20 protein-coding genes are annotated in these 18,192 nt (G+C 70.9%); 11 read left to right on the forward strand and 9 right to left on the reverse strand.

The window, feature by feature from the left end; translation table 11 throughout:
- Position 1: 1 nt before the first annotated feature.
- Both IOD14_RS41700 and cdgB read right to left on the reverse strand, forming a co-directional pair.
- Positions 2–940, reverse strand: coding sequence for a CBM35 domain-containing protein (locus IOD14_RS41700; RefSeq protein ID WP_212672975.1), 939 nt, complete (start codon positions 938–940; stop codon positions 2–4).
- A 122-nt stretch (positions 941–1,062) separates the two neighbouring features.
- Positions 1,063–2,718, reverse strand: a complete 1,656-nt coding sequence (gene cdgB, locus IOD14_RS41705; RefSeq protein ID WP_123990084.1) for a diguanylate cyclase CdgB — start codon at positions 2,716–2,718, stop codon at positions 1,063–1,065.
- Between the two features lie 324 nt (positions 2,719–3,042).
- On the opposite strand from cdgB, the gene IOD14_RS41710 reads away from it, so the two are divergent.
- Both IOD14_RS41710 and IOD14_RS41715 read left to right on the forward strand, forming a co-directional pair.
- Positions 3,043–3,588, forward strand: coding sequence for a flavin reductase family protein (locus tag IOD14_RS41710; protein WP_123992715.1), 546 nt, complete (start codon positions 3,043–3,045; stop codon positions 3,586–3,588).
- Between the two features lie 42 nt (positions 3,589–3,630).
- Complete coding sequence (locus IOD14_RS41715) at positions 3,631–4,101, forward strand: GNAT family N-acetyltransferase (protein WP_212672976.1); 471 nt, start codon at positions 3,631–3,633, stop codon at positions 4,099–4,101.
- On the opposite strand, the gene IOD14_RS41720 is transcribed toward IOD14_RS41715, so the two are convergent.
- Together IOD14_RS41720 and arfB are read right to left on the reverse strand one after the other, a co-directional pair.
- Positions 4,098–4,673 (reverse strand): sigma factor-like helix-turn-helix DNA-binding protein, encoded by a 576-nt coding sequence (locus IOD14_RS41720; protein WP_212672977.1) that lies wholly within the window; start codon positions 4,671–4,673, stop codon positions 4,098–4,100. The genes IOD14_RS41715 and IOD14_RS41720 overlap by 4 nt on opposite strands.
- Before the next feature lie 91 nt (positions 4,674–4,764).
- On the reverse strand, positions 4,765–5,202 hold the full coding sequence (gene arfB, locus IOD14_RS41725) for an alternative ribosome rescue aminoacyl-tRNA hydrolase ArfB (RefSeq protein ID WP_123990087.1): 438 nt from the start codon (positions 5,200–5,202) through the stop codon (positions 4,765–4,767).
- A gap of 169 nt (positions 5,203–5,371) precedes the next feature.
- Between arfB and IOD14_RS41730 the strand changes: the two genes are divergently transcribed.
- A complete protein-coding gene (locus tag IOD14_RS41730) occupies positions 5,372–5,947 on the forward strand; it encodes a TerD family protein (protein WP_037709701.1) in 576 nt (191 codons plus the stop codon).
- A gap of 60 nt (positions 5,948–6,007) precedes the next feature.
- Here IOD14_RS41730 and IOD14_RS41735 read toward each other — a convergent pair whose 3' ends face one another.
- Positions 6,008–6,211 carry a DUF397 domain-containing protein gene (locus IOD14_RS41735; protein ID WP_212672978.1) on the reverse strand — a complete coding sequence of 68 codons (204 nt, stop codon included), beginning with the start codon at positions 6,209–6,211 and terminating at the stop codon, positions 6,008–6,010.
- Positions 6,208–7,059: a helix-turn-helix transcriptional regulator gene (locus IOD14_RS41740; protein WP_212673511.1), complete on the reverse strand. Its 852-nt coding sequence runs from the start codon at positions 7,057–7,059 to the stop codon at positions 6,208–6,210. The genes IOD14_RS41735 and IOD14_RS41740 overlap by 4 nt, the downstream gene beginning before the upstream one ends.
- 115 nt (positions 7,060–7,174) lie before the next feature.
- Here IOD14_RS41740 and IOD14_RS41745 point away from each other — a divergent pair, with 115 nt between their 5' ends.
- The 4 genes from IOD14_RS41745 (at position 7,175) to IOD14_RS41760 (ending at position 9,960) form a co-directional block, all read left to right on the forward strand.
- On the forward strand, positions 7,175–7,636 hold the full coding sequence (locus tag IOD14_RS41745; RefSeq protein WP_212672979.1) for an ATP-binding protein: 462 nt from the start codon (positions 7,175–7,177) through the stop codon (positions 7,634–7,636).
- 257 nt (positions 7,637–7,893) lie between these two features.
- Complete coding sequence (locus IOD14_RS41750; protein WP_212672980.1) at positions 7,894–8,742, forward strand: helix-turn-helix domain-containing protein; 849 nt, start codon at positions 7,894–7,896, stop codon at positions 8,740–8,742.
- Positions 8,743–8,791: 49 nt separating this feature from the next.
- On the forward strand, positions 8,792–9,385 hold the full coding sequence (locus IOD14_RS41755) for a Uma2 family endonuclease (RefSeq protein ID WP_212672981.1): 594 nt from the start codon (positions 8,792–8,794) through the stop codon (positions 9,383–9,385).
- A gap of 35 nt (positions 9,386–9,420) precedes the next feature.
- The gene (locus tag IOD14_RS41760) at positions 9,421–9,960 is read left to right on the forward strand and encodes a GNAT family N-acetyltransferase (RefSeq protein WP_123990093.1); all 540 of its coding nucleotides are present in this window, start codon (positions 9,421–9,423) and stop codon (positions 9,958–9,960) included.
- Between the two features lie 5 nt (positions 9,961–9,965).
- Here the strand turns inward: IOD14_RS41760 and IOD14_RS41765 are convergent, their stop codons facing one another.
- Positions 9,966–11,387 (reverse strand): M1 family metallopeptidase, encoded by a 1,422-nt coding sequence (locus tag IOD14_RS41765; protein ID WP_212672982.1) that lies wholly within the window; start codon positions 11,385–11,387, stop codon positions 9,966–9,968.
- 40 nt (positions 11,388–11,427) lie between these two features.
- Between IOD14_RS41765 and IOD14_RS41770 the strand changes: the two genes are divergently transcribed.
- On the forward strand, positions 11,428–11,928 hold the full coding sequence (locus IOD14_RS41770) for a hypothetical protein (protein ID WP_123990095.1): 501 nt from the start codon (positions 11,428–11,430) through the stop codon (positions 11,926–11,928).
- 19 nt (positions 11,929–11,947) lie between these two features.
- On the opposite strand, the gene IOD14_RS41775 is transcribed toward IOD14_RS41770, so the two are convergent.
- The gene (locus tag IOD14_RS41775) at positions 11,948–12,634 is read right to left on the reverse strand and encodes a pentapeptide repeat-containing protein (RefSeq protein WP_249126201.1); all 687 of its coding nucleotides are present in this window, start codon (positions 12,632–12,634) and stop codon (positions 11,948–11,950) included.
- A 153-nt stretch (positions 12,635–12,787) separates the two neighbouring features.
- Here IOD14_RS41775 and IOD14_RS41780 point away from each other — a divergent pair, with 153 nt between their 5' ends.
- From IOD14_RS41780 to IOD14_RS41790, 3 genes are read left to right on the forward strand one after another with little or no spacing between them, the layout of a single operon-like run.
- The gene (locus IOD14_RS41780) at positions 12,788–13,948 is read left to right on the forward strand and encodes an NAD(P)-binding protein (protein ID WP_212672984.1); all 1,161 of its coding nucleotides are present in this window, start codon (positions 12,788–12,790) and stop codon (positions 13,946–13,948) included.
- A 55-nt stretch (positions 13,949–14,003) separates the two neighbouring features.
- A complete protein-coding gene (locus IOD14_RS41785) occupies positions 14,004–14,984 on the forward strand; it encodes a zinc-binding dehydrogenase (RefSeq protein ID WP_123990098.1) in 981 nt (326 codons plus the stop codon).
- Between the two features lie 44 nt (positions 14,985–15,028).
- Positions 15,029–16,510, forward strand: a complete 1,482-nt coding sequence (locus IOD14_RS41790) for an MFS transporter (RefSeq protein ID WP_123990099.1) — start codon at positions 15,029–15,031, stop codon at positions 16,508–16,510.
- Between the two features lie 277 nt (positions 16,511–16,787).
- On the opposite strand, the gene IOD14_RS41795 is transcribed toward IOD14_RS41790, so the two are convergent.
- Entirely contained in the window at positions 16,788–18,185 is a 1,398-nt protein-coding gene (locus tag IOD14_RS41795; RefSeq protein ID WP_212672985.1) for an FAD-dependent oxidoreductase, read from the reverse strand.
- Positions 18,186–18,192: the final 7 nt, after the last annotated feature.

Consider the following 18,192-nt stretch of genomic DNA (forward strand, 5'->3'; position numbering starts at 1 on the left):
ACTAATGGTCGACGTTCTCCGTGACGGTGAACTGGTCGAGCAGGGCGTTGCACTGGTTGCCCTGCTGGCACGAGAGCTGAATCGTGTTGGTGCCCTTGGTCAGGGAGACCTGGGCCCAGGTCTCCTGCCATTCGTTGGCGGGAAGCCCACCGAAGTTCTTCATGTTCAGCGGCCGGGAAGCAGCCTTCCCGTTGACCGTCATCGTCCCGTTGGCGTCCTCGGCGGGCAGGCTGTAGCGGACGTAGACCCGATAGGTGCCGGCCTTCTTGATGCCGTTGACCGTCCAGGTGACCGAGGCGCCGACCTGGTTGAAGCCCTGGACGTAGACGCCGCCGTCGGACTTGGCGCCCTTCACGTCGGACGCGAGGGTGGTGCCGCCCTCGAGCCGCATCGTCTTCGCGTCGGCCTTCGGAAGCTCGGCGGCCTCCGACGACGACGCGGACGGACTCGGCTCCGAGCTCTGCGACGTGCTCGGGGTCGTCGAGGACTTGCCGCCTGCGTCTTCCTTCTTGTCGCCGCCGTTCGCCATCGCCACGCCGATGCCGATGACCACCGCGGCGACCACCGCAATCGCACCGATCAGCAGCCCCTTGGTGTTGGGGCCGCCACTGCGGCCGCCGCCGCTGCGGCCGGGCATGGACTGCTGCGTGGTGGCGGCGCCGCCCGGCAGGGTCTCGGGGGCGGCGTAGTGCGCGCTGGGCTGGCCGTAGCCGCCCTGGGCCTGCTGCTGCGGGACCTGGCCGTACGGCGCGGTCGGCGCGGTGGGCGCCTGCTGCTGGCCGTACTGGCGCTGGCCGACCGCGCGGACTCTGTTGACGGAGTTCGGGTAGCCGTAGCCGCCGGAGGGCGGTTGGGCCCCGTTGGCCTGGCCGTCGGCGTAGAGGTAGCCGAACGGGTCGTCGTCCTCGGGCGTGCTCGCGCCGTTGTTGCCGGACGTCATCCCTTGGTACTCCTCAAACAGGTGCGGATCGGATGCGATACGTGGAGTCAGAATGGCGAGCCTACCCGCTTCTGATGGCCCAAACGGGTGACTCGGATCGCATCAGCTCACTGACCTGGGGCTCAGCCCGCGCGTCGGTGTTGTTTGGGACGAGATCGTTTCTCGACGTACATCCGCTCGTCGGCTGACTTCAACACTTCGTCCGCCGTCATGCCGCAGTGCGCCCAGCCGATACCGAAGCTGGCACCGACCCGCACGGCCCGTCCCTCGGCGCGGATGGGCTGGATGATCTCGTTGCGCAGACGCACCGCGAGGTCGGCCGCGTCGGCCTTGCCGAGCCCGTCGGCGAGGATCACGAACTCGTCGCCGCCCAGCCGGGCCACGGTGTCGCCGTCGCGCACGCACTGGGACAGTCGCCGGGCCACCTCGATGAGGACCGCGTCGCCCGCGTTGTGCCCGAACCGGTCGTTGATGGACTTGAAGCCGTCGAGGTCGCAGAAGAGCACCGCGAGCCCCTTGGTGCCGTCGTCGCGCTCCCCCTCGGGGGCGACGGTGTGCACATGGTGGTCGAAGGCGTCGTACGCCTCGACGCCGCCCTGCCGGAAGTCGAAGCCGTGGCCGTTCGCGTCGAAGGCCGGGTGGCCGAAGGCCGCGTCGACGGGCTCCAGGGCGCCGGTGTGGGTGGGGCGCTGGCAGAGCCGGGAGGACAGCCGCGAGCGCAGCTCGGCGGAGTTCGGCAGGCCGGTGAGGGAGTCGTGGGAGGCGCGGTGGGCGAGCTGGAGCTCGCGGCGCTTGCGCTCCTCTATGTCCTCGACGTGGGTGAGCAGGAAGCGCGGGCCGTCGGCGGCGTCGGCGACCACCGAGTTGCGCAGGGACACCCAGACGTAGGTGCCGTCCCGGCGCCCGAGGCGGAGCTCGGCCCGGCCGCCCTCCGCCGAGGTGCGCAGCAGGGTGCCTATGTCCTCGGGGTGGACCAGGTCGGAGAAGGAGTAGCGGCGCATCGCGGACGCGGGGCGGCCGAGGAGCCGGCACAGGGCGTCGTTGGTGCGCAGGATGCGGCCGTGCTGGTCGCCGCCCATCTCGGCGATGGCCATGCCGGAGGGGGCGTACTCGAACGCCTGCCGAAAGCTCTCTTCACTGGCTCTGAGGGCCTGCTGCTCCCTTTCGAGCCTGACCAGTGCGCGCTGCATGTTCGCGCGTAGACGCGCGTTGCTGATCGCGATGGCGGCCTGGAACGCGTACATCTGGAGCGCTTCGCGACCCCAGGCTCCGGGCCTGCGGCCGTTGCGCGGCCGGTCCACGGAGAGCACGCCGATCAGTTCGCCGCAGTTGCCGCCGGGCACGCCCGGCGTGTACATCGGCGCGAACAGCCGGTCGGAGGGGTGCCACTCGTCCTCGAAGCGGGGCGCGGGCCCGTCGGTGTACCACTGCGGGACGTCGTCGTCGTCGAGGACCCAGCCCTCGGTGTGCGGTATGAAGACCAGGTCGCCCCAGGTCTCACCCATGCTCAGCCGGCGCTCCCAGGACTCGCGGGAGCCCACCCGGCCGGTGATCAGGGCCTCGGCGGCCTGGTTCCCGGAGAAGGCGGCGACCACGAGGTCGCCGTCGGGGCGCACGAGATTGACGCACGCCAGTTCGTAGCCGAGTGCGGTGACCACGCCGTTCGCGACGGTCTGCAGTGTGTCGGCCAGGCTGCGGGCCGTGTTCATGTCGGCCATGACCTGGTGCAGCTGTCGCAGGGACGCAAGACGGACGTACGGCTCCGACTCGCTCTCCATTGCCTGCCCTCCCCCCGAGACCTCGCAGCGAATCAAGGGTCATCTGTCCCGCCACTGAATCACAGCGCGCTGCCCGCTCGGTACACAGGGTCAACAATTGGCACCTCTTGTGACTCAAGTCACAGCGAAAGATGAGCAATTGAGCGGGGTTTCTGTGTTTTTCCTGTGCGTTTAGCGCACACAAATTTTGGGCGTTTATACAGGTTCCGGCAGGCGGCCCGTCGGGAGACCTAGGTCCCGTCTCGGGCGAAGGCCCGATGCGGCGGGCGCGGCGCCGAGACTAGCGTTTCCGACGTGTCGAACACTCCCGCCCCCACCGTCCCGATGATCCCTCCGCCCGCTTCCGGGCATGCTGTGGGGGTGAGCAACGACGAGTTCCGCGCCGCCATGTCCCGGCTGGCCGCGGGCGTGGTCCTGGTGACCGCGTTCGAGCCCCCGCTCGACGCCGAGGGCCCCAAGGGCGAGGACGTCGGCATGACGGCCACGGCGTTCCTCTCGGTCTCCCTGGACCCGCCGTTGGTGCTGGTCAGCCTGCGTACGGGCTCCCGTATGGACGACCTTCTCGACGAGCAGCCGCTGTGGGCGGTCTCCGTCCTGTCGGAGAGCCAGCGGCACATCGCCGGCCGCTTCGCCATGAAGGGCCGCATCAGCGACCGGCTGCTGTTCGAGGACATTCCGTACGTCCGGGGCGCGGCGACCGGCGCCGTTCTGGTGGGCGGCGCCCTCGCCACCCTGGAGTGCCGCACCGAACAGCGGGTGGCGGCCGGCGACCACACCCTGGTGATCGCCCGCGTCCTGACGGCCGACGTGCCGAGCGCCGACGGCGGTCCGCTGGCCTATTTCCGGGGCCGGTACCGGCAGTTGGGATGAATTCCGTGGCAGCGCGCCGCCGGCTCGTCCTAAGGTCCGCGCATGACATTCGCACCGCGCCTCGAAGAGATCACACCCGGGAATTTCGAAACCGCCACCGGCATACGCGTCCACCCCGAGCAGGAATTCGCGGTCTCCCCGGTGATGCAGTCCCTCGCCGAGGCCTACATCCATCCCCCGGGCGTCGCCTGGCCCCGCCTGATCGTCGACGGTGACCGCACGGTCGGCTTCCTGATGGCCTTCCTGGACATCGACTGGCGCGCCGACGGCGGCAGCGTGCGCCGCTCCGGCCTGTGGCGGCTGAACATCGCGGCCGACGCCCAGGGCAGGGGCTACGGCCGTTTCGCCGTCGAGTCCGTCGCCGCGGAGCTGCGCCGCCGGGAGACGAAGGAGTTGTACGTCACCTGGCACGAGGGCGAGGACGGCCCGGCGGAGTTCTACCTGCGGCTCGGCTTCCGCCGGACCGGGGAGCTCAGCGGCAGCGAGACGGTGGGGGTCCTGGACCTCGCCTAGAGCAGCGTTACGTCCAGTTGTGCCGCCCTCGCCGGGTCCGTGGTGATGTCGATCACGGCGATCCGGTCGTGTACGAACGTGAACGCGAGCGTCCGCTCGACCCGGCCGTCCCGCAGGAGCGCGATGCCGGTACGGCCCTCGACGAGAGCCGGTACGGCGATGCCGGAGAGGTGCCGCGAGCAGTCGGCCGCTCCCCTGGCCACGGCGAGGGCCCCCGTGGTCACCCCGGCCTCCGTGCGCACCACGACATCCGGGTCGAGGAGGGCCGGCAGCCCCTCGCGGTCCCCTGCACGTGTGGTCATGAGGAAGGCGTCGACCAGTTCGCGCCGACGGGCGGGTGAGACGGGTGCGGGGTCCGCCTCCCGCGCGCCCCGCACCCGTCGCCGGGCCCTGCCGACGAGCCGTCGGGTGGCTGCCGGTGAGGTGCCGATGACGTCGGCGATCCCGTCGTAGGGGACGGCGAAGAGGTCGTGGAGGACGAACGCCAGTCGTTCGGCCGGGGTGAGGGTGCCGAGGGCGACGAGGAGGGCTTTGCCGACCGAGTCGGCGAGGAGGCTGTCGTCGTCGTCCATGGGTCACCGCTCTCGTCGTGGTCGGCCGTCGATGAGTTGACGGTCCGCACGGGGGAGTTGTGACACGCGCGGGTGGGTCGACGGGCGGGTGCTACCCCCAGTCCCTGCCCTGCCGGCCCCGCTTGGTGTCCGAGCGCTGCTTCTTCTCCCGCAGCCTGCGTTCGTTGATCCCGCGCGGGATGCGGGTCGGCCGGCGGGGCTTGGGCGGGGGCGCGGTGGCCTCGGCGAGCAGCGCCGCGAGGCGCACGGCCGCGGTCTCGCGGTTGCGCCACTGCGAGCGGTGCTCGGAGGAGCGGACGGTGACGACCCCGTCGACGAGCCGTCCGGCCAGCTTGGCCAGCGCCCGCTGCTTCCACACGTCGGGCAGCGACTCGGTGCGGGCCAGGTCGAAGCGCAGCTCCACCTGGGAGTCACTGGTGTTGACGTGCTGGCCGCCGGGGCCGGAGGAGCGCGAGAAACGCCACATGAGCTCGGCCTCGGGAAGGGAGACGGAGCCGCGGATGACGTAGGGACCGGACATGGGGTCCATGTTCCCGCCCGTGACCGGTCCACGTCACCCCAATATCCCCCGTCCGCCGCACGCTTCCGCTTGGGTAAAGAAAGTAAAGAAGCGGGGAACCTTCGACACCAGTCGCGGCGTTCATAGAGGTAGCTGTAGCTTCGTGCCCGTTACTTAACGAGGGAAGGGACTCCCAACAATGGCTGTAAGCCTGTCCAAGGGTGGCAACGTCTCGCTCACCAAGGAGGCTCCGGGCCTGACCGCCGTCACCGTGGGCCTCGGCTGGGACGTCCGCACCACCACCGGCACGGACTTCGACCTCGACGCCTCGGCGATCGCGGTCAACACGCAGGGCAAGGTCTACTCCGACGCCCACTTCGTGTTCTTCAACAACAAGCAGACCCCGGACAGCACCATCGTCCACACCGGTGACAACCGCACCGGCGAGGGCGCCGGCGACGACGAGGCGATCAACGTCAACCTGGCCGGTCTCCCGGCCGACATCGACAAGATCGTCTTCCCGGTCTCGATCTACGACGCGGAGAACCGCTCGCAGAACTTCGGCCAGGTCCGCAACGCCTACATCCGCATCGTCAACCAGGCCGGCGGCGCCGAGATCGCCCGCTACGACCTCTCCGAGGACGCGGCCACGGAGACGGCGATGGTCTTCGGCGAGCTGTACCGCAACGGCGCGGAGTGGAAGTTCCGCGCGGTGGGCCAGGGCTACGCGTCCGGCCTGGTCGGCATCGCGCAGGACTTCGGCGTCAACGTCTAGTCACTGCGATTCGCTGCGCTGAGCGGGAGCCCCTGGTCGTACCGGCCGGGGGCTCCGGCGTCAGGTCTGTGACACGAACGCGGCCCAGCTGGCCGGGGTGAAGGCCAGGCGGGGGCCGGTGGTGTCGTGCTTGGAGTCACGGACGTGGACCGTGCGGGGCGCTGCCGCGATCTCTACGCAGGAGTTGCCGTCCGTGCCGCTGCTGTAGCTGCTCTTGAACCACACCAGCTCGGAGGCTTCCCCGGCAGCGGACTTGCGGATCATGTCTCTCCCAGCAGTTGATCGATGAAGGTCAGCGACTCCCGTGGCGGGAGGGCCTGAGCCCGGATGGTGCCATACCGCAGATCAAGGATGCGGAGTTGTTTCGGGTCGGTGATGGGGCGGCCATTGAAGGCACCGTCCGAACGTCCCACCGCCGTCCCGTCCGGAAACTTCAGCAGCTCGATCTTGCCGTCCAGACCCGGGTGGGCGTCGCTGTTGGTCGGCATGATCTGAAGCCTGGCGCTGCGCAACATTCCCACCTCCAGCAGACGTTCGAGCTGCTGTCGCCACACCATTGTGCCTCCGACCGGCCGACGTACGACCGACTCCTCCAACACGAAGTGGATGGACGGAGCCGGGTCACGATCGAAGACGGACTGCCGGGCCAGGCGGGCAACCACCATCCGCTCCACGTCGTCCCGCGAGTACGGCGGCTGGGCTGCTTCGAACAGTGCCCGAGCGTGCTCTGGCGTCTGCAACAACCCATGGATGCTGTTGGACTCGTAGACCCCGATCTCGACAGCCTGCCCCTCCAACTTGGCCAGCTCCCGCACCTTCTTCGGGTACCGGACCTTCTTGACGTCCTCCCAAGCCGCGGAGAGGAGCCCACCGGCCCCCAACACCTCGTCCGCTCTGTCCAGATACTCCTGCCGGGGAATCCGCTTGCCGCCCTCGATCTTGTAGACGAGGTCCTCCCCGTACCCGACCGCCTCCCCGAACTCGGCGGCCCGCATCCCCACGGCCTCGCGCCGCAGCTTCAACTGCCGCCCGACCGTGGCGATGACCGCGACACCCCACTCGTCGTCGGGATCGACCTCCCACCCGGGTTCGACCGCCGCGTCCACACTCATCCCACACCCCTCCGTCCCCGACAGCCCGGACACGACCGGACAGACTCCGGACAGTCACCGTACGCATCGACTCAGTCACTGTTCACGGTAAGCGAGCGCCACCACGCTGAGTGACGTGAATCAAGAAACCGCCGTCATCAGGAACTTCAGCGTCCTGCTCTCCCCCACACCACGCGGGGCCCGCCTGGCCCGACTGCTGGCGGTCGAGCAACTCCGCGAGTGGGACCTCCCGTTGCACCCCGCGGAGCACATCGTGGCGGAGCTGGCGGTGAACGCGGCCACGCACGGCCGGGTCCCGGGACGCGACTTCCGGGTGACGCTGTACGTCGTCGGGGACATCCTGCGCATCGAGGTCACGGACACCCGGGGCGACCGTCTACCGCGTGTCCAACCCCCGGTGCCGGGGGCCGAGTCGGGCCGGGGACTGGCACTCGTGGACGCGTTCGCCGACCGCTGGGGTGTCGCGCCGGGGCCCCGTCCCCGCAAGACGGTGTGGGCGGAAATCGATGTCTCACCGCGTCCCGAGAACCCGTACTTCGGAGGCGCAGGCGGCCTTTCCCAAAGAACTCCGGGCTGAAAGAAACCCCACCAAGCCCCACCCATCCTCCCGCCGCGAAGTCGCAGCTCACTCGCCTCACTCGCCCGAGTGAACATTGCCAACTCAGCTGGATTTCGGCCCGGTTGCTTGCTCTACGCTCAGCGCGACACAACCGCAGACCTGCCGCGGACATACAACGGCCCTCGCTGGGACTGGCATCCCTATGCGAGGGCCTGACCACCAAGGAAGAAAGCCCCTTCCCGGTGGCGCCCACCAAGGAAGAAAAGAGCTTCCCGATGGACATGCAAAACCCTAGCGCGCCGCCGCGCCCCCAGTCCCGTGCAGCGGGCAAAAACCACTCTCACGCGGGTGGCCTCGTGCACGAGAACGCCCGTCACACCGAGCGCTTCACGGTGATCGGCAACCACCTCGCCCAGCACCCGGAGCTCTCGCTCGTGGCGAGAGGGCTGGCCCTGTACATCCAGTCCCTTCCCGCCGGTGCTTCCGTGGACATCAAGACCCTCGCGTCCCGCTTCCCCGAGGGCCGGGACCGTATCGCCGCCGCCCTGCGGGACCTGGAGACCCACGGCTACCTGCGCCGCACCCGCGAACGCATCCCCGGCGGCCGTATCGTCACCCGCACGGTCTCCTGCAACCGGCCGGGCCACCGCGGCCGGACCGGAGAGGACCAGGCCCCCGGACCGCCGAAGAAGCGGCAACCGCCCCGCAAGAAGCTCCTGCCCGCCGTACCGCAGCCGGGCTACCCGGCCCCCGCACTCATCCAGCGGGCGATCGACCTGCTCAGCACCCTCCGCCGCCACGACCCCCGCCTGCTCCTGTCGGCCACGGACACGGAACACCTGGCGCCCGGAGTCGCCGCGTGGCTGGAACGGGACCTGACCCCCACCGCCGTACGGGACGCCCTGACAGCGCGCCTCCCCATGGAACCCCTGCACCGCCCGGCAGCCCTTCTGGCCCACCGCCTCACCGCCCAGCTGCCACCCCTGCCCCCGATCCGGCCCCCGGCTCCGCCCCGGGAGATCGTGCACCCGCTCCAGAACTGCGACGGCTGCAACCGCGCCTTCCGCGCCCCCGACCCCGGCCGCTGCCGCGACTGCCGAGGCGATCTCCCGGGGGCCGCCTAGCATGGACGGGACGATCCTGGCCCCTGGGCACAGACGAGGAGCGAGCGCCATGACCATCGCACCGGACGACGCGCAACGGAGCGGCTCCCACATCTACCGGGCGATGCGAGATCTCGTTCAGTCCATGGGCGACACCATCCCTGGCAAGTTCGAGATCACCCAGGAAGGGATCGTCCACGACATGATCTCGCCCATTGGGCCGCACGAACTCACAGTGCTGCGCCTCAGGAAGCGTCTGGAGAAGGTGATGCCGGAAGAAATCGTGGCGCACACAGGCGAGCCGGATGTGGAGGGCCAGTCCGAAGGCATCATGCGACGTCCCGACGTAATGGTGATCGCCGAGGTCGACATGGAGACCGAGGGAACCTTCGATCCTCATACGGTTCGCGCCGCCATCGAGGTCGTCTCCCGCTCCAACCCCGACAACGACTGGGTCGGCAAGGTCCGCGACTACCCCCTGATCGGCATCCCCGTCTACGCGATCTTCGACCCCCGCACCGCCACCGGCGCCGTCCTCACCGACATCCACTCCACCCCCGGCGGCCCCCGATACGCGACCCGCAAGGACTTCGTCTACGGCGAGGACGTCACCATCGGAGACTGGACGATCTCGACGGACGACCTGCCGCGCTACAAGGACTGACCGGCATGCGGCAGGGAGCAACTACTCTGCCCGCCATGCTCCTCACCCCCCTCGACCTCACGCCCGACCACGACATCCCGGCTCCGCTCCTGACCGAGCTCACCGCCCTCTACGCCGCCAACCACGAGTTCTTCGCGCTCAGCGGTGACTTCCCGGACCCGGACGACATCCGGCCGGAGCAGGTGGCGGCGGCGCTGGCCGAGGAGCTCGCGCATCCGGACGCGGAAGTACTGCTGGCGCGCAGCGAGGGCCTGCTGGTCGGCATCGCGATCACCCTCGCCCACCACCCCGACCCGGCCGACCCGGACCCGTGGATCGGGCTGCTGATGATCGATGCGGGCGTGCACCGGCAGGGCCACGGGCAGCGGCTGGCGCGGCTCGTCGAGGACCGCCTCCGCGCGGAGGGCCGCACCGCCGTACGCCTCGCCGTCCTCGACGGCAACACGCGCGCCCTCGGCTTCTGGACCACCCTCGGCTACGAGGTCGTCGACCACCGGCCGGACCGCGAACACGGCCGCCCCTGCTCCGTGCTCCGCAAGGCGCTGTCCGCCGACGGGGACGGCACACAGGGCTGAGGGCGTCACGGGCCGGGGCGCGCGGGCTTTCCCTCGCCGTACAGCCAGTCGTCCCAGACCGGGCCGAAGTCCTCGTCGGGGGCGAGGTCCTCGACGTACGACGTGAAGTCCTCGGTGTCGGCGGTGCCGTGGCGGTGGGTCGTTGGCCAGTCGCGGAGGAGGGCGAAGAAGGCGGTGTCGCCGAGCCGGCGGCGGATCTGGTGGAGGACCATCGCGCCGCGCTGGTAGACGGGGCTGTCGGAGATGTGCGCCGCGCTCGACGGCTTGCCGGGCGGGAAGGACCAGAGGTCCTCGTAGTCGTCCTCGCCATGGGCGTACAGCGCGTCGAAGGTCTCCTGGGCGCTGTCCCCGCCGTGGTCCTCGTCCCACAGCCACTCGGCGTAGGTCGCGAAGCCCTCGTTGAGCCACATGTCCCGCCAGGTCTTCGGCGTGACCGAGTCGCCGTACCACTGGTGGGCGAGTTCGTGGACGAGGGTCCCGATGTCGGGGGCGCCGGGGAAGAAGGGGCGGTTCTGCGTCTCCAGCGCGTACCCGGCGTCGCCCTCGCGGCCGACGATCGCCCCGGTGGAGGAGAAGGGGTAGGGCCCGAAGTTGTCCTCGGCCCAGGCGATCACGGCCGGGATCCGTGCCAGCACCTTCCGGCTCGCCTCCGCCTCAGCCGGGTCGACGGCGGTGTGGACGGGCAGCCCTTCGGGGGTGGTGGTGCGGTGGACGTCGTAGTCGCCGATCGCGAGCGTGGCGACATAGCTCGCCATGGGTTCGGCGGTGTGCCAGGTCGTGGTGGTACGGCCGCCGCTGGTCCGGCTCGCCGTCAACTCGCCGTTGGAGACGGCCTGGAGGCCCTCGGGCACGGTGATCGTGAGGTCGTAGGACGCCTTGTCGGAGGGGTGGTGGTTGCCGGGGAACCAGGTCATCGAGCCGGTCGGTTCGCCGAGGGCCACCGCGCCGGTCCCGGTGGGCAGCCAGCCCTCCTCCGAGCCGTCCGGGTCGGTGAGCGTGGCGGGGGTGCCGGAGTAGTCGACGGTCACGCGGAAGATGCGGCCCTCGTCGAGGTCGTCGGGCGGGCGCACGGTCAGCTCCTGGCCGGTGCGGTTCCAGCGGGCCGTCTCGCCGCCGACGGTGACCTTCTCGACGTCCAGGCCGTCGAGGTCGAGGTCGAAGGCGGACAGGTCCTGGGTGGCGCGGGCGGTGAGGGTCGCGGTGCCGGACAGCTTCTCGGTGTCCGGGTCGAAGGCGAGGTCGAGGTCGTAGTGGGTCACGTCGTAGCCGCCGTTGCCGGCCTTCGGGAAGTACGGGTCGCGCAGGCCCGAGCCGCCGGGGGTGCCGTGCACCCCGCCGTCGCACGCGGTCAGGGCGAGGGCTCCCGCCACGAGCAGGGCGGTGGGGATGCGCAGGGCGACAGGGACGGGCGGCGCGGATCGGGGCACGCGGTGATCCTATGAGAGGCCGCGTGACACCATCGCGTACGTGCTCGACATCGGCTATGCCCTCTCCAACCGCTTCCCGGACCCGCCGCAGACCGACTACCGCCGCGCGGACGTCCACGCGCTGCGGCACGACCTGTTCTGCGGGGACGTGTACCTCGCGGACACCAAGGAGGACCGGGAACTGTCCACAGCCTGGGGATGGGTGCCGGTGCTCGACTTCGCGTGGGCGCTGTGCGACATCGTGGAGCGACTGGACCGCGACCCGGCGGGCTCCCGCGCCTCCCGCCCCCAGCACGCGGAGCTCGACTTCACCGAGTCCACCGACCGCATGCTGTTCGAGCGCCGCTTCGGGTGGGTGGACATCGAGGCCGACTGGATGCGGGCCGAGGAGCCGCCGCTCACCTTCTCCCACACGGATCTGCGCCGCGAGGCCCGCGACTTCCTGCACGACCTGATCGCCGACCTGACCGACCTGCACGAGGACCTGGGCGAGAACCCGGCGATCTGGACGCTCCAGGCGCGCTTCCCGAGAGTGAAGTGATCACCGGGGGCGGCCCCGGTCAGCCCTCCACCCGAATCCCCAGCTCCGCCGCCAGCACCGGTGCCAGGTCCAGGAGTTGGGACGGGCTGACCACCGCTCCCGCGAGGCGGTCGACACCGCGGGCGATCTCCAGTGCCGCGACGCCTCTCAGGTCGACGTCCTTCAGGGTCGCCGCCGTGAGGTCCACGCCCTTGAGCGCGCAGTCGACGAACTCCACGCGCTCCAGGCGGGCGCCCCCGAAGTCCGGCTCCACCAGGACGCAGCTCTCGAAGACGACGTCCTTCAGCACCGCCGTGCGCAGGTTCAGGTAGTCGATCTTGCCGCCCCGGATCACGACCCGCTCCAGAGCGGCGCCGTGCAACTGCACCCCGCCCAGGCGGGCGTCGATCAGCTCGACGTCCCGCAGGGTCGACTCCGCGAGGTCGGTGCCCACACCCCGGATGCCGGTGAGGACCGAGTCGAGGAAGCGGGCGTGGTGGAGCCGGGTCTCGTCCAGCGCGCAGCCTCTCAGCGCACAGTCCATGAAACGGGCCCCCGCCCCGTCCTGGCCCGCGAGGTCGCGCTCCAGGAACTCCAGGCCGTCGTAGTCCCCGTCCGGCTCCAGCTCCGCCTGGCCGGACGGCTCCAGCGGCGGCAGCCGCACCTCCGGCCGCCGCGCCCCCTTCACCCTGCTCGCACCGCTCGCACCCGCCGCTCGCCTCACCATGCCCCCATCCTGCACGCCGCCACTGACAATCCCCCCTGACCTGCGCCGACAGCCCTCCATGTCACATTCCGGTGCCCCTGCTCCGTCATATGGCAGACGGACCGGCGAAGGACCGGCCCGGAACCGGCCCCGAGCAGAGGGAGATCCCCAGCCATGCACCGCATCACCGTCATCGGCGGCGGCCTCGCCGGGCTCACCGCGGCGATCACCGCCGCTGAGGCGGGCGCCAAGGTCACCGTGTACGAGGCCCATCACACCCTCGGCGGCCGGGCCAGGACCGCCGAGGCGCCGTACCGGACGAACGACGGCCCGCACGCCCTCTACAACGGCGGCCCGCACTGGTCCTGGCTCCGGCAGCGCGACCTCATCGGGCCGCTGGCCCCGCTCCCGCCCCTGGAGGCGGCCCGGCTGCGCCTGCGGCACAAGGGCGTGCTGCGCCGCACCCCGCCCTTCGCGATGCTCAAGCTGCTGCGCCACAGCTCCCGACAGGCCCCCGTCGACGTCGACTTCCTGTCCTGGGCCACCGGACAGGCCGGCGAGGAGGGCGCCCGTGCCGCCGCCCACTACTCCGCCGTCGCCCTCTTCCACCACGACCCCGGCACCCTGTCCGCCGCGTTCGTGCAGGAACGGCTGCGGCGTGCCACCAAGCTGCCGCCCGAGGCGCACTACCCGCGCGGCGGCTGGGCGGCCGTCGTGGACCGGATGGCCGCCCGCGCCTGGAACCTGGGCGTGCGGATGGAGACCCTGTCCCGCGTCGACGCACTGCCCACCGACTCCCCCGTCGTGGTCGCCACCTCCCTGGACGCGGCCCGCCGTCTCCTCGGCGACGACTCGCTGACCTGGCCGAGCGGCCGTACGACACTGATCGACCTCGCCCTGCGCACCCGGCGCGGCGACGCCTTCGCCGTCTCCGACCTCGACTCCCCCGGCTGGATCGAGCGGTTCACCGCCCAGGACCGCACACTCGCGCCCGCGGGTGAGCAGCTCCTCCAGGGTCAGATCCCGATCGCCCCGCACGAGTCCAAGGCCGACGGGGTCGCGCGCGCGGAGCAGCTGCTCGATCTCGCCTTCGACGGCTGGCGCGAACGCGTCACCTGGCGGCGCGAGTCCGTCGCGAACGGCCGTACGGGAGCCGTCGACCTGCCCGGCACCAGCTGGCGCGACCGGCCCGCCGTGGACCGCGGCGACGGCGTCTATCTGGCGGGCGACCAGGTCGCGGCGCCCGGGGTGCTCTCGGAGGTGTCGTTCAACAGCGCGCTCACCGCCGTGTCGCTGGCGCTCGGCCGGCACGCCCTTGACCTCAAGCATGCTTGAGGTCGGAGGGTGGGTGTCCTGCCGCAGAAGCCCGTCCACTGAGGGAGTTCCTTCCATGCACGCCATCCGCCTGCACGCCTTCGGCCCCGCCGAGAACCTCACCTACGAGGAGACCGAGGATCCGGTACCGGGCCCCGGCCAGGTCCGTATCGCCGTACGGGCAGCAGGAGTCCACCTCCTGGACACCGCCCTGCGCGAGGGCCACCAGGGGCCGCTGCCCCGGCCGACCGAGCTGCCCACCGTCCCCGGCCGCGAGGTCGCCGGCACGGTCGAGTCCCTCGGCGAGGGGGTCGCCGGACTGTGGCTCGGCAAGCGCGTGGTCGCCCACCTCGGGTTCGCGCCCGGAGGCTACGCCGAACTCGCCGTCACCGAGGTCGACCGCGTCCACGAGATCCCCGAGAACCTCGACTTCGCCCAGGCCGTCGCCATGATCGGCACGGGCCGTACGGCGATGGGGATCGTCCAGTTCGCCGAGCTCGGCCCCGACTCCGTGGTCGTGGTCCCGGCGGCCGCCGGAGGCATCGGCACCCTGCTCGTGCAGTACGCGAAGAACGCCGGGGCCACCGTCGTCGGACTCGCGGGCGGACCGTCGAAAACGGCCCGGGTGCAGGCCAACGGCGCCGACCTCGCCGTCGACTACCGGGACTCCGCGTGGCCCGGGAAGGTCCGCGCCTTCCTCGGCGGCCGGCCCGCCACCGTGGTCTTCGACGGCGTGGGCGGGGAGGTCGCCCGCGAGAGCGTCGGTCTGCTGGACGGGAACGGCCGGCACATCGTCTTCGGCTGGTCCGGCGAGGGCATCCACGACGGCGGGCCCTACCTCGTCGAAGGGGTCTCCGAACAGGTCCTCGGGCCCGTCATGGCCCGGAAGGCCGGCGGCCCCGACCCCATCCGCACCCTCGAACTACGTGCCCTCACCGAGGCCGCAGCGGGTCGTCTCACCCCTGCCGTACAGCGTTTCCCGCTCGCCGAGGCGGCCGCCGCGCACCGAGCGCTGGAGACCCGCGGCACAACCGGAAAGGTAGTCCTGGAGCCATGACACGCCCAGATGCGACTCATCCCGATTCATGGTCTTCTGACCAGGTGAATGTCACCCGAACAGGTGAAGATCCCCGTCGCTGGTGGGGCCTGGTGGTCATCGCCCTCGCGCAGCTGATGGTTGTCCTCGACGCGACCATCGTGAACATCGCGCTCCCTTCCGCGCAGCAGGACCTCGGCATGTCCGACGGCAACCGGCAATGGGTGATCACCGCCTACACGCTGGCCTTCGGCGGTCTGCTCCTGCTCGGCGGCCGCATCGCCGACCTGGTGGGCCGCAAACGCACCTTCGTGATCGGCCTGGTCGGCTTCGCCGCCGCCTCCGCGCTCGGCGGCGCCGCCACCGGCTCCGGCATGCTCTTCGCCGCCCGCGCCCTGCAGGGCGTGTTCGCCGCCGTGCTCGCCCCTTCCGCACTGTCCCTGCTGACCACGACCTTCACCGACCCCAAGGAACGCGGGAAGGCCTTCGGGATCTACGGCGCGCTCGCGGGCTCCGGTTCGGCGATCGGGTTCATCGTCGGCGGGCTGCTCACCGAGTACCTGAACTGGCGCTGGTGCCTCTACGTCAACGTGCCCATCGCGGTGATCGCCGTCTTCGGCGCCCTCGTCCTGCTGCACGACCGTCCCGGCCACGCGGGCGCCCGCCTCGACGTGCCCGGTGTGCTGCTCGGCTGCGGCGGCCTGGTCGCGATCGTCTACGGCTTCAGCGAGGCACAGCCACGGGGCTGGAGCGACCCCCTGGTGGTGACCCTGATCGCGGGTGGCGTCCTGCTGCTGGTGGCCTTCGTGTGGTGGCAGGCCCGGGCCCCCTACCCCCTGCTCCCGCTGCACATCGTCAAGGACCGCAACCGCGCGGGCTGCTTCCTGACCATGGGGCTCGCCGTCATCGGCATGTTCGGCCTGTTCCTGTTCATGACCTACTACCTGCAGGTCGTGCTGGCCTACTCCCCCGTGCGGACCGGGCTTGCCTTCCTGCCGATGACCGCGGCGATCATCGTCGGCTCGACCCAGATCTCGGCCCGCCTGATGAACCATGTCGCACCGCGCGTGCTCATGGTGCCCGGCATGGTGCTCGCGGCGAGCGGCATGCTGATCCTGACCCGGATGACCGTGGACAGCTCGTACACCACCGAGATCCTGCCCGCGCTGCTCCTGATGGGCCTGGGCATGGGCCTCACCTTCATGCCGGTGTTCTCCACGGCCACCGCGGGCGTCGCCCCGCAGGACTCAGGAGTGACCTCGGCGACCGTCAACACCTCGCAGCAGGTGGGCGGTTCCATCGGCACGGCCCTGCTCAACACGATCGCCACCACCAGCAGCACCGCCTACGTCACCGCCCACCTGACCGACCCGTCGAAGAGGGCGCTGATCGTCAAGGAGGGCGTCGTGCACGGCTACACCGTCGCCATCTGGTGGGCCGCCGGCATCATGCTCCTGGCCGGCCTGATCGCGGGCCTGATGGTCACGGCCAAGCCGCCGAAGCAGGGGGCACCCGCGCAGGCACCGGTGCCCGAGTCCGTGGCATGAGGAAGGGGCGCCCCCGGAACACCGGGACCGCCCCTCCCCACCGGCCGTCCGGGCGGACTTGAGCACCAGCGAGGACTTGATGATCCCGCCGATCGCCCTGCCGTCGGCGTACCACTGGTAGGCGTACGAGGCCGCCGTCCCGCTCTTCCAGCCGCTCCTGACCGCGGTGACGGTCACGCTGAGCTGCTTGCCCGCCACCGACGCGGCCACGGTGCAGGTGCTCGCCGTGGCCCCGCCGATCGCCCTGCCGTCGGCCTTCCCGGAAAGCGTTGTCCGGTCAATGCCGCCCGGCGATCCGGTCCGCCCACCGGGCCAGTCGCGAGGACTGAGCGCGGTGGCTCGTCGACTCCCGACGGTCCGCGGTGTGGTACGTGGCGTACATGCCCTGCACACCCAGCCACCGCAACGGCTCCGGTTCCCACTTGCGCACCTTGTGGCCGACCCACGGGAGTTCGGTGAGCTCGGTCCGGCCGCCCTGTCCGGAGTCCTGCTGGACGAGGTCCCGCAGGGTCCGGGCGGCCAGGTTGGCGGTGGCGACGCCCGAGCCGACGTAACCGCCCGCCCAGCCGATGCCCGTCGAACGGTCCAGCGTCACCGACGCGCACCAGTCGCGCGGCACCCCCAGCACCCCCGACCAGGCATGCTCGATCCGCGTCCCGGCCAGCATCGGGAAGAAGCCCACGAGGATGTCCCGCAGCGCCTGGACCGTCTCGCCCTGCGTGCGCCCGTCGTTGTCGGTGCGCGAGCCGAAGCGGTACGGCACCCCGCGCCCGCCCAGCGCGATCCGCCCGTCGGCGGTGCGCTGCGCGTACATGTACGCGTGCGCCATGTCCCCCAGCGTCTGCAGCCCCTCCCAGCCGATCGCCGCCCACTGCTCGTCGGTGAGCGGCTCGGTGGCGATCATCGAGGAGTTCATCGGCAGCCAGGTCCGCCGCTGCCCCTTCAGCGCGGCGGTGAAGCCCTCGGTGCAGCGCAGCACATAGGGCGCGCGGACGGTTCCGTACGGCGTCACCGCGTGCTTGGGCCGAATCTCCGTCACCGGCGTCTGCTCGTGGACGACCACACCCAGCGCCTCGACGGCCGCCGCGAGCCCCTTCACCAGCTTCACCGGATGCACCCGCGCCCCGTGCGGCGTCCACGACGACCCGACCGCGTCCGCGACCCGGATCCGCTCCGCCGTCTCCCGGGCGCCGTACAGCTCACGGTCCTTCTCGCCGTACGACAGCTCGTGCTCGTGGAAGGCCCGCAGCCGCGCCAACTGCGCGGGCGTACGCGCGACTTCGAGCACGCCTCCCTTGTGCAGCCCGGCGTCGAAGCCCTCCTCGGCGACCGCCCGGATCACCTCGTCGACGGTGTCGTTCATGGCCTTCTGCAGCCGTACGGCGGCTTCGTGGCCGTGCAGCCGCGCGTACCGGTCGCGGCCCGCGATGCCGTTGTAGAGCCAGCCGCCGTTGCGCCCGGAGGCGCCGTAGCCGCAGAACTTCTGCTCCAGGACGGTGATCCGCAGAAAGGGCACGGCCTTCTTCAGGTAGTACGCCGTCCACAGACCCGTGTACCCGCCGCCGACGATCACCACGTCCGCCGAGGCGTCACCGCCGAGCGGCTCCCGCGCCTCGGGGAAGCCGTCGTCCGCGTACCAGAAGGAGATGCCGCCGTTCACGACCGTGCTGCTCATGGCCTGG

This window comes from Streptomyces sp. A2-16 (assembly GCF_018128905.1).
Lineage (GTDB): Bacteria > Actinomycetota > Actinomycetes > Streptomycetales > Streptomycetaceae > Streptomyces.